Source organism: Priestia sp. JV24 (assembly GCF_025910025.1).
Classification (GTDB): domain Bacteria; phylum Bacillota; class Bacilli; order Bacillales; family Bacillaceae_H; genus Priestia; species Priestia megaterium.
Genome location: NZ_JAPCIN010000016.1, coordinates 1 through 12,621 on the forward strand (window position 1 = coordinate 1; position 12,621 = coordinate 12,621).

Genomic DNA, 12,621 nt, shown 5'->3' on the forward strand with positions numbered 1-12,621 from the left:
CCTCTTTGTAGAGGTTGGGGTTTATTAATTTCTATGTTATTTATTTAACAACAACGTTCCCTACATATTGGGCATAGCCTCTATCAGTTTGAAGTTCTAGCACATAAACATAATTCCCTTTTTTCCTTGGGAACGTAAAAGTTCTATCTTGTTCGTTTATTCTAATATCTTGCTTCGCATTACTAGTGCTTATTATATAAGAACTAATGTCATTAACAAGAAAATCTTCGCTATCAAACCTTAAATTTCCTTGTGTTTCAGGGGCTACAGCTAGCTGTTGCTGCTTTTTAGCTCCATTTATACCATTCCTTGTATTTGTTTCCTTTCTGTACTGTTTTCCTTCTTCTCCGCGCCAATCTACATTAGTTTCTTTCAGTTCAACATCCACAACATCATTGGCCGATAATGTAACCGTAGGGGGAGAGAAGTCATATTCCTCGCCTATACACCCTGATAATCCAACGATAATAAACGTAAACAGAGATAATTTTATAAACACTTTCATATATAATGTCCCCCTTAGTTGCGACTAGTAAAAAATAAAAAATTGCTACTTAATTTCTTGGGACAGGGGAGAGGTAGTAATAAATATCATATTCTTTATCAATATGAGGGACTACTTCAGTATCGGTACGGGTTTCAATTGTCATAGTTGATTTTGTTGGGGTACCGGCATAAAAATCGTACTTTACACCTTTTGGAGTCGTTATTTCACTAGTGATATCTGGATTTCCATTTGATTGTTTGATAATAGCTGGATTTCCATTAAAATACCAACGGATTTTTTGATCCTTTTGAGTTAATGTAGCTGTTCCTACACCTACATGTGATTTTTCTTTAATTGTATAGATAACAATCTTTTCGTTATCTACATATTTGCTTTCACCGATAATATCTTGTATTCCTGTAGACTCTTTTTTTGCATTTTCAAAAGCTTCATCTTCACTCGAATAAAATTCTCCGTCTTTTTTACCGTTTACGTCTATTTCTGAACAACCTGTTAGTATACTTGCCGACAGTAGAGGCGCGAGTAATGCAGAATATAACTTTTTCATATAAACCCCCATTTTATTAATTTCTTTAATTTTAATCTTAATATAAATAGTTAAAATAATCCATTTGTGTGATATAGTTGTTCAATATGTAAAAGTTAAACAACAAAGAAATGGAGTTTCACAATGAAGAATGTAAGGAAGATAGCAGCAGCAGCTGTTCTAACTGTTGCTTTTAGTCTAATGGGATGTACCTCAAAAGAATCAATTAGCAAAAGTACAAAACAAGAAGAAGCCCAAAAAGAAATAAAAATAGGGTTAACGTTTCTCCAAAATGAATGTGATCGTCTTATTAATAAAGATGAGGACATAGAAAGAACGTTTCAAAGTTATAAAAATAATTTTAATTTGTTATCTGCGTCCGTTAACAGTACTGCAAAGGTTAATAGAATGAATAATGACGAGTTAGAAATAAGTATTAATAACCTTGAAAAAGATGTAGACAAACTAAATGGAGAAGAGGCTTTAAAAGCTTATACGAAATACACTTCTTCTAACACAATATATAAAGTGACAATGATGGAAAATATGCATTCGGTTATAGAGGCCATTAGAGGTTGGGAGGACGGCAAGGATCTAGGTATATCATTTTTCTACGACCATCTCCATTCTTCTTACAGGTGTTTTCACGGATAATGAATAAGCATAGCAAAAACAATAGAATCGAAGTTTGATATGTTGAGCAAATAAATTAATGTTTTTTAAGTCTTTCGATGTTGTAATTGAGCCTATTCAAGAAATAAAAAAGCTGAGTTCTAGTGTAAATAGGAGCTCAGCTTTTTTAGTATAAACTAATATTTATATCTTCTTTCGTCTGACCAAAATGAAATGTCCTGCAACTGCTAAAGCAAGAGCTAATGAAATATTCTTTACAGCTAACAGGATAATCCTTGGATACAACTGCATATCTATAGAGAATGACATTACGTTATATATCGGAATGTCCCTAGTCGTCCAATACTTGACCGCTATATATGTTAATAAAATAAATAGCGGAATAGCAATGTTTCGTGACAATACCATAAGGAAAAATCCTAAGTAACAGTACAACACAGTTTGAGGAGCATAAATAATAGTTAAATTAAATAATGATATGTAAGGATAAGGGTACCTTAATGTAATAGAAATTAGTAATACAAAAAATGCCGCTAGAAAAATAAGAAAGAAAGCTGTCACTCTAATAAGGCCGTAAGACAAAATAGATGGCGAGGAGTTAGGTGTTAACTCAGCTGTTTTATCTTTATCAACAGAGTGATTTAAAAATAAGTATACGGACCACCAAGCGGCCATGGGACATACAACAAATTCTATTATTCTTGATATATATTGAAGACTTTCTAGATCAGGGGAAAAGCACGTATAAAGTATGGCAATTAAAATAATTAAAAAAGGTACATAGAAGTCTATACCCATTGATTTAGCTTCGGACGAGATGTTTATTTTTTTAACGAAGGCCATTAGCATTTTCCTTTCTCTTAATTATAAGGGCGTAGTTACAGAAATAACCAAGTTTAACTGGTAGAGTTCTTACGCATCAAATTAAGATGTTACTAGTGTATAATTAAAACATATTTAGAAAAACAAGTAAAATAAAAATGTGATAATTTGTTAATATAAAAATCGAAGAAGATTACGCGTTTAGTAAACCTCCCGTAGCTCCAAAAACGTATCCTTCCTATAAAGTTTTTGGGGGGATTAACAAAAAGTGCTTGTATATTTAAATATCCAAGCACTTTTTTTATAAATTATTTTAACTAGAAAGATTAATCAGGTGGCAGATACCTAAAATTCACAAAAAAAGTGTAATTATTATAAAATTTAGTTAGGTGTACTTTTAAGTGATTTCTATAGGGGGGATAGTATGAGTTTAAAAGAAAGAGCAACTAAAGAATTTAAAGAAAAGATAGATAGCGACGAAGAAATTAGAGAATCTATTTTAACTTACTATGAATGTGAAAGTGGATTTTCGGGACTTGTAGGTGTACCAAATGGAAATTCTGTACCTATTCGAGGTGTTTTAGCTTATACAGAAAAAAGCCTACTTTTTTACGGAGAAGTTTTCTCTAATCTGCCTATTGTATTACATATCCCATTCAATAAAATCAGAGAAATAAAAACAGGAAAGCAAATCCTTACAATTCAGGACTTATAATAGCTTTAGCAAACATTTTTAATTCTGCATTCCAAGGAAGTATGCGTTGGATTATGGTTGGGGGTGGTTTGTTGATTTTTATATACAATTTAATAGTAACTTTTGATCAAAAACAAAATGAAGCGGTTAATCAAAATAAAGAACAGAACTAACTAAAAGTCTCGTGGAGAACAAGTTCATTTTAAGCAAAATTTAATGAAGAGGGACATTTCGAAAAGAAGTATAAACATTTACCTAGTAGATTGCCAAGAAATTTTAGCTTCTAGATTCTATATAAGTAAAAGGGTTATCGAGATTGGAAGGAAAAGATTGAAATAAAAATTAAAAAAACAAAGTTATTAAACATATTAGGACTTCTATTAATAATGAGCGCTACGCTTTATCCAGCTGGCTACATAAAATCACTTTATACTTTCATAGCGCTATATTTTATAGAAAAGAGGGAAGAAATGGACGTTCAAAAGGTAGCAAACTTATTTTTGATTTTTGTCTTAATTGCAGCAGGCATTTCATTGGTGATTGGCTTTGTTGTTGCTGTGAAAAGTACAAACTATAAGAAGGGATATATATGTACTTTTATATCCAGTGTGGTCTTTTTACTACTGATTATGAGCTGGTATGATAAAGCATCTTCAAACATTTTTATGGGGACAATACCTTGGATTTTAAATGTTATTGCCGTCATTATTGTGTTACCACTGTACTTGTTAGTTGCTCGCTTTATATTTAAAAAGGCTACAAAAGGACAAAAAGGAACAAAGAAAAAGTTTACTGGTTAAATTACTTTCTTTCATCGTTTTTTCTAATCTTCACGATTTTAAATAAATGAAGATACACAAAAAAAATTTTTATCAATATCCTGTTAGAGAAAGTGATTGATATCATTTTCTGTAAAGGAGAGAACGTCTATGATTAAAGTTAACCACCAAATTGTGAAAATAAGTGATCTAAATAATAGTTCGTTAACGAAAGAAAAAGCAGACATTTTAAAACAGATGGATGCCTATAGGGAAGTGTATGAGTATGCTACATTTGACCAGCTTGATTTTGATGTATCTGTTAAATTACAAATTATTGAATCATCTGTACTGCTGCGCAAAAGCGGCGCTAAGTTTGCTACATTTGCACGTTCTAGGTGTAACGAAAAGTATTGGAAACGAACCGATAATGGAGGGTTTCAGCTACTGCCTACCGTTTCTCCTCATCAGGCCATCGATGATATTTTTTACAACGGACACGAATACGCGTTTGAGTGCGCGACGGCTGTTATCATCATCTTTTACAAAGCTGTATTAAATAATATTGGCAAAGCAAACTTTAACAGGCTTTTTGCTGATCTTTACTTACACGATTGGCAATACGATGAAGATCTTGAGCTCCATGGTTATAAAGGATCTGACTACTTGCCCGGAGACTGTGCGTATTTTAAAAACCCTGATTATAACCCTGATACTCCCCAGTGGAAAGGTGAAAACACTATTGTATTAGATGAAACTCTATATTTTGGTCATGGAATTGGAATCACGACGCGAGAAAGAATTATTGAAGTGTTAAATTTAAAGAGAAAAGACGATGCAAAGCAATCAGCTTATCTGTCAGATGAAATTGTCAGGCTGCACACGGCTCACCTCAGTTATTTTGCAGTTAGATACGAACCTGTTGTTTGGTACGACAGAAACAGCGCTATTATTTCCACTATTGGGTCGATTACGTATGTAGCTTGATTGATCAAAGTTTTGATACTTTGGTCTTTTTGTGTAAAAAGGAAAGAATTACATGAAGGTAAATTTGAGAATTCAAAAGGATTTTATGTATAAAAGAAGAATCCATTTAATACACAGGTCTTAAAACTAAAAGGAAAGGAGGAGATTCCCATTAAAAATCGTGATAAAAGACGCAAGAGAAAACGCGGCGCATTAAAAGATTATCTGAAAAATAAGCTTGGTCAGCTAAAACCGAAGCCAAACAAAGGACCTGTCTCAAATTTGAAGTCTTCTGCTTAAAACATCCCCCTAGTTTTTATATAGGGGGATGTTTCTTTTGGATTTTCTTTTATTTTAAGGTTTAAATGTTATGAGTGGCATTTGAGGGTTAATTTGTGCACAATAGACATTGAATAGTTTATCTAATACGACAACGTAAGGAGAGATTAGACGATGGAAAACATGATTTTAAAACATATGGACGTTGTAAGAGGAATTACGATTAGTATCCTCGAAAAAACAACAGAAGAGGCAGCGGACATCACACCAAAAGGATTCAATAACAATATCCGCTGGAATCTTGGACACATTGCCTTTATTCAAGAAAAGCTTGTGTTTGGCTTAGCTGGTGAACCGATGCAAACGCCAGAGAGTTATGAAAGCTTTTTTGGCGCAGGAACAAAACCTGCCGATTGGACGGAGGCTGCTCCTTCTCTTGAAGAAATTGCGAATGTGTTGAAAGACCAAGCACAGCGTATTAAAGAGTTCATGCCCGGGCAGTTTGATAAGCAGTTAATCACACCTTTTACAAATAAAGCGGGTATTAACTTTACAACAGTTGGCGAAACGTTTTTATTCAGCTTCTACCATGAAGCGATGCATGTAGAAACGATTAAGAAAATTGGGAAAGCTGCAGCAGAATAAGGAAATAAAAAAGAATAAATCACATATTCTTTATAACTATTTTACATAGCGCCTATGCATATACTGATCTATACAGCGCATAAGATGTAACATGAGCTGCTTTTCCTAATGCAGTTCGCAAGGAGGTGACAACGTGAAATTTCTTTCAGGTTTAACGACTCTTCTTGTGATTTTAGGCGGTTTAAATTGGTTAGCTGTAGCATTAGGCGTGAATGTAGTAGAAGAGCTATTTGGCTCTTGGGATTGGTTAGTAACAACGATTTATTGGTTAGTCGGCCTGTCTGCTCTTTATCAAATTTTTGATAAGTTCTTCGGAACGGGAGCGAGTGTCAAAAGCAAAGCGCTATAATAAATATTATTTTTTATTATCTCTTTAGGGAGTTTGAATGTATATTCAAACTCCCTTTTTCATGGAGAAAAGATGTGACAACTTTACAAAATACGGTAAAATAAGGTAATAACCAAAAAATAGGAGGGATGAGATGGAGCTTTGGGGTGTAGTACCTATCTTAGTGTTCGGAGTTCTTTATATAGGAATCATTGCTGGTATTATAGCTGTTATCGTTATAGTGTTAAAGCGAATGAAAGAGAGAAATCAATATTTACGTGAAATACGGGATGAACTGAGAAATCAAAACAGAGCAACTATAGCAGAAAATAAAGAATAGAAGAGGGTTTAATAGATGAAGAAAAGTGTACTTCCTATATTTTTTATCGTAAATCTTTTTTTTATTTACTGTTTATTATTTAATCAAGGATACATCTTTCAGCTAAAGAATCTACCTTACATATGGGCTATTTATTTACTTCTTGGCACCTGTTTAGCTTTTTATTATATGCTGCGATACAAACAAAAAAAGACGGACAAGTGTTGCTTTCAATCGGCATTTTAACTACAAGCATTAGTTCACTTGGCTGTTTAGGTTTCTTTTACTTCTTTTATCGCGCAATGGGCGGATAAGAGAGAGCACCACAAGCAGGGACTTCAGTGAAAGTCTCTGCTTTTTATATTTGGATCTATTGTATAATAGAAAAAAAGAAATGAATGCAGGAGGGGAACTATGCGAATTGTTTCGCTTTGTCCAAGCAATACAGAACTAATAGCGTATTTAAAATGTGAGCATTTGCTCGTAGCAATTGATGATTATTCCGATTGGCCGCAGTCTATTCAAGGTCTGCCGCGTTTAGGTCCCGATTTATCTATTAATATGGATGCGGTGGAAGAAGCTAAACCCGATTTAGTCCTAGCATCACTAAGCGTTCCTGGAATGGAGCGAAATATTGAAGAACTAAAAAAACGAAAGCTTCCTTATATCGTATATAATCCTAATTCGCTAAAAGATATCCGTCAAAATCTACAGGATTTAGGTCAGCGATTAAACATTGAAACAAAAGCAGCTGAACTGTTAAAGCGTTATGATCAGTTTCTTTCTACATATAAAGGGATTGCAAGTCAAATTGACGAAAAAGCCACTGTATACTGGGAATGGTGGCCAAAACCTGTCTTTACTCCTGGCAAAGCAAACTGGCTGACTGAAATTAGTGAGTTAGCGGGAGGAGAAAATATATTTGCTGATCATAAAGAAGCAAATGTACAGAGTGATTGGGAAGAAGTGCTCAAACGAAATCCACTTCATGTGTGTTTGGCTTGGGTGGGCGTACAGACAAACAAAATGAATCCAAAGATTTTACACAAGAGACCGAACTGGTCTGACATGTCTGCCATAAAAGAACATCGCGTATACGTACTAGAAGAATGGATGTATTGTCGTCCTTCACCTAGGTTGCTGTTAGGGTTAAAAAAACTCGCGCCGCTCCTTCATCCAGATACGTTTCCTGTATTTGACGGCAAGGACCCCTTACTATAAGAAAAAGGAGCGATACATATGAAAGATATAAAACAAATAAAACATACCATTCAACACCGCTATCCTTTTTTACTTGTTGACCGCATCTTAGAGCAAGAAGAAGGAAAGCTTGCGATAGGGATTAAACAAGTAACAGCAAATGAACCTTTTTTCAAAGGCCACTTTCCCGACTATATGGTAATGCCAGGGGTACTTATTGTCGAAGCTCTTGCTCAGCTCGGTGGATTTGCCATGGCTGCGGATGACCAACAAAAAGGAAGACTTGCTTTTTTAGCAGGGATAGACGAATGTCGTTTTAAGCGTCAAGTAAGGCCAGGAGATACACTGCGTTTAGAATTTGAGGTTCTGAAGCAGCGTGGAAAGATTGTAAGAGGAAAAGGAAAAGCATTTGTAGATAGCGAGTTAGCTTGTGAAGCGGTCATTACCTTTGCTCTTGATATATAATACAAACCAGGATAAAGCGTATTGAAGGAAACCCCCTTATGGCATAAGAGCGCTTTTTTTGTAAATACCTTAGTCAAACTTCCTTTTGATGAAAGAAGAAACGGGGTATAGAAGAAAAAAGGAGAGGGGAGAATGCGGTGAGAACATTCACGGAAGTTGTTGTATTACTCACACTATTGGGTACGTATATAGGCATCTCACTACTTGTCTACAAACGGAAAAGAACGAATCCGTTTTTCTACAGCATTTACTTTTATTTAGCTACCAGCGTCATTTTGATTTGCTTGGTTATCTTTTGGCTTCAGCTTCGTTTTGGACTCACTGATAAGCAAGTAGGAGGATTGCTTATCAGTGTGGTTGCATTCTTTTTACTTATTTATGGGTTGTTAAAAACAAAACAGAAAGACAGGTAGCCGATGCTATCTGTTTTTATTTATATTCATGTTATATATTTTTATCAATTGTAGTGTCAATTGAATGGATCTCTTCATATACTAAAGATAACAGCTTTCTTTTGCAGGTTAGTTGACATCGTAGCTTATAACTCGCTATTCTTTTGATAATTCATTTTGTGAAAGGAAGTGGACCTATGGATGCATCCCGTATTATAGCTAAGTTAGAAAATCGGATACCGACAATTCTTGGGATGAAGCAGTTTTCTCGCTTCGGTATTCTTGTTCCGCTTATTGAAAAACAAGGGGAACTGCATGTTTTATTTGAGGTAAGAGCGCTCGATTTACGAAGACAGCCCGGAGAAATTTGTTTTCCAGGAGGGCGTGTCGAGAAGACGGATGCAGACGAAAAAGAAACGGCTATCCGTGAAACATCCGAGGAGTTAGGGATTACGCCTGAATCTATTCAGCAAGTACAAGCTTTAGATTATATTGTTTCTCAATTCGGAACAATCATTTATCCTTATGTAGGTTTTATTGATGAGTTGCTTGAACTTCGACCGAATCCTTCGGAAGTAGCAGAAATATTTACCGTGCCTCTTTCTTTTTTTCAGCGTACCGAACCTGATATACACAATATCCATTTCAGAGTAGAACCCGAACATAATTTTCCTTATGACGCGATTATTGGTGGTGAAAATTATAATTGGCAAACAAGAGAGATGGAAGAACATTTTTATTACTATGAAGATCGAGTCATATGGGGACTGACAGCAAAAGTGATTTATCATTTAATACATGTACTAAATGATAAATAAAAAGCAGCGAATACGGATTCGCTGCTTTTTTTATATTAAATAGATTGAATAGCCTCTGCGATAGGCGTATCGCCTGAAACTAAATCAAAAGAACGTCCGAATGTATGATCTTCACTTAGCGTTTCCACTACCACACGCGCTACATCTTCGCGAGGAATGGATCCGCGCTCTTTGTTCTCCCCAGCATCTACACGTCCTGTTCCTGGTTCGTTTAACAATCCGCCTGGTCGAACAATTGTATATGTTAATCCGCTTGCTTCTAAGATTTTATCTGCGTAATGTTTGGCTACATAGTAAGGAATTAGTGAAGTATTCCAGTTTTCACGGTGATGTGCTTGAAGTGCGCTTACCATGACAAATCGTTTAATACCTAAATCTTCTGCAGCTTCCATCGCTTTTACCGCACCGTCTAAATCAATTAAAAGTGTCTTATCATGGCCTGTATTTCCGCCTGATCCTGCGCTAAAGATAACAGCGTCACAACCTTTCATCACTTCCTTGATTTCATGTACAGTGCCTTCTAAGCTTGCAAAAGCCGTTTCGATACCTCTTGCCTCAAGTTCTTTTGCTTGTTCTTCTTTACGAACCATCGCACGTACAGTGTGCACATCACTTTCATTCAAAATGTTTATAATATGTTTGCCTACTTGACCATTCGCACCAATTACAAGAACTTTCATGTCTAAATTTGCTCCTTTCAAATCCAAATGCTTATATATAATTGTTTCATATTCACTCTTTTCATTCAATAAATGAGCTCAAAATCCGGTGAATAAGGGGAAAGTAAGAAAATATATTAAAAAAATGAAAAACAAGAAATAAAAACTAATTTACAAACAAAAAAAGGAAAAAAATAGTTCGTTAAACCCAGTGTCTGAACTATTTAAATTTTGTAAAATTTTCTCAAACCCTTGGTAATACAACACTTCTTAAAAACAGTATCTCTTTTAACATTTCCCGATACAACCTATATAAACACATTTTGATAATTTTAAACTTTTACTTCGGAAAAATTTTTTGTTATTATGTTTTAGTCATTAAAATATTCATAAACGAAATATTTAGTCCGAGCGGACAAAGGAGAGGATAAAATGAACACATTACAATACTTAGTCGCAGAACGTGCAGAGATTTCTCCTCAACATGAAGCACTAGTTGAACATAATGAACGTTATACATTTAATGAATTTCATGAAAAAGTAAATCAATTGTCTCATTACTTCTTAGAGAAAGGAATTCAAAAAGGAGATCGTATAGGTGTTTTAGCTCATACAAGCATTGCTTACCCAGTCGTTACAATGGGGATTTTACAAGTGGGAGCAGTCGTTGTTCCATTAAGTAAGAGCATGACGCCTTATGAGCTTGATAGCATTATTACGAGCGGACAGTTAAAAGCGATTATCCACCACAATGAATTTACGTCTGTATTAGAAAAAGCGGAACAAACGGAGGGACTTAGTTTCACGTTAAAAATTGAGGATGCAAAAGAATTTACAACTCAATTCTCAGCGTATAACACAAACACACCAGAAGCACTTCCTGAAGTGCTTCCTGAAGATCTAGCATTGATGATGTTCACATCAGGTACAACAGGTAAGTCAAAAGGATGTATGATTGCACACGGATCGGTAAGTGCCTTTTTAAATTCTGGCGGACAGGAAAAACGTGCAAATATTGATAAAAACATGCGCTATTTGTTTGTTCATCCATTCTTCCACATGAGTTCGATGAGCATTTTATTTATGTGCATTAACACAGGAAACACAATGGTATGTTCTGAAGAAACAGATCCAGCTAAAGTAATTGAGGTAATTGAAAAAGAAAACATTAAAATGCTGTTTGCACTACCACCTGCATTAAAATACATTGTAGAAGAGCTTGAAAAAGGAGATCACTATGATTTCCCTCTAAAACTTGCTGTGTCAGGCGGAACAAAAGTATCAGAGTCTTTAATTGAACAATATGATCGTAACGGAATGATTTTAGCTCAAGGGTACGGAAGCACAGAAGCTTGGATTATCAGTTCATGGCATCCTCAAATGGGATGGAAGAAAGTAAGCTCTGCTGGAAAACCTGCTCCACATGTGGAAGTTAAAATTGTAGATCCGGATACACGTCAAGAAGTACCAACTGGAGAAAAAGGTGAAGTACTCGTACGAAGCCCTTATCTTTTCAAAGGCTACTGGCAAAACGAAGAAGCAACAAACGCTGTCTTACAAGATGGCTGGTTAGCGATGGGCGATGCAGGTCGATTAGATGAGGACGGATTTCTTTACATTGAAGGACGCTATAAAGATGTAATTGTATATGGAGGAGACAACATCTACCCAGATCAAGTAGAAGAAGTTGTCCTAGCAGCAGATGGGGTGTTAGAAGCGACAGTTGTCGGCATGCCTGATGATGTGTACGGCGAAGTTCCATATGCATTTGTTGTTAAACAAGAAGCATCTGCTTTAACTAAAGAAGATGTAGTGAACTTCTGTAAAGAACGATTAGCACCATATAAAGTGCCAACTGTTGTATTTGTTTCATCACTTCCTAAAAACAGCGTAGGAAAAGTGTTGAAAAACGAAGTGAAAAAACAAGCCTTAGCACACGCATAATAAAAAAGCGGCCTTTATAGCCGCTTTTTTATATTTATTGCTGTAATTTTTGAGATATTTTTTTCATAATGTGAAAGTATTGATCTCTTTCTTCTTCTGATAAGTGTGAAAGTAAATCTGACCAAAAATCGACACGAGTAGCTTGCAATATTTCGACAACTTTTTCGCCTTTTTCCGTCAACTCCACCCACACGCTTCGGCGGTTTTGCTTTTTATAAATACGATTCACAAGCTCATCATCTTCTAATTGATTTAATACAATGGTGATAGCCCCAGGTGAGAGTCCAAGTACTTTTGTGATATCGCTAACAATACAGCTTTTTTTATCGTGAATGGTCTTTAAGATTGCCTCTTTTGTTGAAGTTAAATGGTAGGGAAGCAAATCATATTTCTCACCGATTACGGTGTTTTTATATTTTAAAAGAGCTTCTTTTACATGATCTATACTTTCTAGCTGATGACTAATCTCTTCTTTGCTATAACGTTCAGTCAAGCGTAAATCCTCCTCATAAAACAAATTCCATTTTTACCATTATACCATGTATAATGCCCATAGAAAAATGAACAACACCGGGGAAATTGTCAGAAAAATTTTAAAATAATTACCATAATTCGTTAAAAAATCCTTGTTTTCGTGCTATTATATATAAGAATAGTAATAACAG

The 12,621-nt window shown here is 35.1% G+C and carries 18 protein-coding genes; 13 read left to right on the forward strand and 5 right to left on the reverse strand.

From position 1 onward, the window contains the following. Window positions 1–40: 40 nt before the first annotated feature. Window positions 41–505 (reverse strand): hypothetical protein, encoded by a 465-nt coding sequence (locus tag OK414_RS12435; RefSeq protein WP_263045752.1) that lies wholly within the window; start codon window positions 503–505, stop codon window positions 41–43. A gap of 49 nt (window positions 506–554) precedes the next feature. Next, window positions 555–1,055 (reverse strand): hypothetical protein, encoded by a 501-nt coding sequence (locus tag OK414_RS12440; RefSeq protein ID WP_263045753.1) that lies wholly within the window; start codon window positions 1,053–1,055, stop codon window positions 555–557. 123 nt (window positions 1,056–1,178) lie between these two features. Between OK414_RS12440 and OK414_RS12445 the strand changes: the two genes are divergently transcribed. After that, the gene (locus OK414_RS12445; RefSeq protein ID WP_263045754.1) at window positions 1,179–1,688 is read left to right on the forward strand and encodes a hypothetical protein; all 510 of its coding nucleotides are present in this window, start codon (window positions 1,179–1,181) and stop codon (window positions 1,686–1,688) included. A gap of 162 nt (window positions 1,689–1,850) precedes the next feature. Here OK414_RS12445 and OK414_RS12450 read toward each other — a convergent pair whose 3' ends face one another. After that, complete coding sequence (locus tag OK414_RS12450) at window positions 1,851–2,510, reverse strand: hypothetical protein (RefSeq protein WP_254176971.1); 660 nt, start codon at window positions 2,508–2,510, stop codon at window positions 1,851–1,853. A gap of 403 nt (window positions 2,511–2,913) precedes the next feature. Between OK414_RS12450 and OK414_RS12455 the strand changes: the two genes are divergently transcribed. The 11 genes from OK414_RS12455 (at window position 2,914) to OK414_RS12505 (ending at window position 9,353) form a co-directional block, all read left to right on the forward strand. Next, entirely contained in the window at window positions 2,914–3,204 is a 291-nt protein-coding gene (locus OK414_RS12455) for a hypothetical protein (protein ID WP_230586555.1), read from the forward strand. A gap of 449 nt (window positions 3,205–3,653) precedes the next feature. Further along, window positions 3,654–3,983, forward strand: coding sequence for a hypothetical protein (locus tag OK414_RS12460; protein ID WP_263045755.1), 330 nt, complete (start codon window positions 3,654–3,656; stop codon window positions 3,981–3,983). A gap of 129 nt (window positions 3,984–4,112) precedes the next feature. Next, entirely contained in the window at window positions 4,113–4,928 is an 816-nt protein-coding gene (locus tag OK414_RS12465; RefSeq protein WP_034651922.1) for a protein-glutamine gamma-glutamyltransferase, read from the forward strand. A gap of 432 nt (window positions 4,929–5,360) precedes the next feature. After that, window positions 5,361–5,831: a DinB family protein gene (locus OK414_RS12470; RefSeq protein ID WP_128820634.1), complete on the forward strand. Its 471-nt coding sequence runs from the start codon at window positions 5,361–5,363 to the stop codon at window positions 5,829–5,831. Window positions 5,832–5,964: 133 nt separating this feature from the next. Next, window positions 5,965–6,180, forward strand: a complete 216-nt coding sequence (locus OK414_RS12475; RefSeq protein ID WP_013057146.1) for a DUF378 domain-containing protein — start codon at window positions 5,965–5,967, stop codon at window positions 6,178–6,180. A gap of 133 nt (window positions 6,181–6,313) precedes the next feature. Beyond that, window positions 6,314–6,499, forward strand: a complete 186-nt coding sequence (locus tag OK414_RS12480; protein ID WP_013083262.1) for a hypothetical protein — start codon at window positions 6,314–6,316, stop codon at window positions 6,497–6,499. A gap of 122 nt (window positions 6,500–6,621) precedes the next feature. Then, complete coding sequence (locus OK414_RS12485) at window positions 6,622–6,792, forward strand: hypothetical protein (RefSeq protein WP_263045756.1); 171 nt, start codon at window positions 6,622–6,624, stop codon at window positions 6,790–6,792. A 100-nt stretch (window positions 6,793–6,892) separates the two neighbouring features. Then, on the forward strand, window positions 6,893–7,699 hold the full coding sequence (locus tag OK414_RS12490) for a cobalamin-binding protein (RefSeq protein WP_263045757.1): 807 nt from the start codon (window positions 6,893–6,895) through the stop codon (window positions 7,697–7,699). A gap of 18 nt (window positions 7,700–7,717) precedes the next feature. Further along, the gene (gene fabZ / locus OK414_RS12495) at window positions 7,718–8,143 is read left to right on the forward strand and encodes a 3-hydroxyacyl-ACP dehydratase FabZ (RefSeq protein WP_034651912.1); all 426 of its coding nucleotides are present in this window, start codon (window positions 7,718–7,720) and stop codon (window positions 8,141–8,143) included. 137 nt (window positions 8,144–8,280) lie between these two features. Then, window positions 8,281–8,556 carry a hypothetical protein gene (locus tag OK414_RS12500; protein ID WP_047932440.1) on the forward strand — a complete coding sequence of 92 codons (276 nt, stop codon included), beginning with the start codon at window positions 8,281–8,283 and terminating at the stop codon, window positions 8,554–8,556. A 176-nt stretch (window positions 8,557–8,732) separates the two neighbouring features. Beyond that, on the forward strand, window positions 8,733–9,353 hold the full coding sequence (locus OK414_RS12505) for an NUDIX hydrolase (RefSeq protein ID WP_263045758.1): 621 nt from the start codon (window positions 8,733–8,735) through the stop codon (window positions 9,351–9,353). Window positions 9,354–9,388: 35 nt separating this feature from the next. Here OK414_RS12505 and OK414_RS12510 read toward each other — a convergent pair whose 3' ends face one another. After that, entirely contained in the window at window positions 9,389–10,033 is a 645-nt protein-coding gene (locus OK414_RS12510; protein ID WP_013083268.1) for an SDR family oxidoreductase, read from the reverse strand. A gap of 411 nt (window positions 10,034–10,444) precedes the next feature. On the opposite strand from OK414_RS12510, the gene OK414_RS12515 reads away from it, so the two are divergent. Further along, window positions 10,445–11,956, forward strand: coding sequence for a class I adenylate-forming enzyme family protein (locus tag OK414_RS12515; protein ID WP_263045759.1), 1,512 nt, complete (start codon window positions 10,445–10,447; stop codon window positions 11,954–11,956). A gap of 34 nt (window positions 11,957–11,990) precedes the next feature. Here the strand turns inward: OK414_RS12515 and OK414_RS12520 are convergent, their stop codons facing one another. After that, window positions 11,991–12,449, reverse strand: a complete 459-nt coding sequence (locus tag OK414_RS12520) for a MarR family winged helix-turn-helix transcriptional regulator (protein ID WP_013057155.1) — start codon at window positions 12,447–12,449, stop codon at window positions 11,991–11,993. Between the last annotated feature and the right edge of the window lie 172 nt (window positions 12,450–12,621).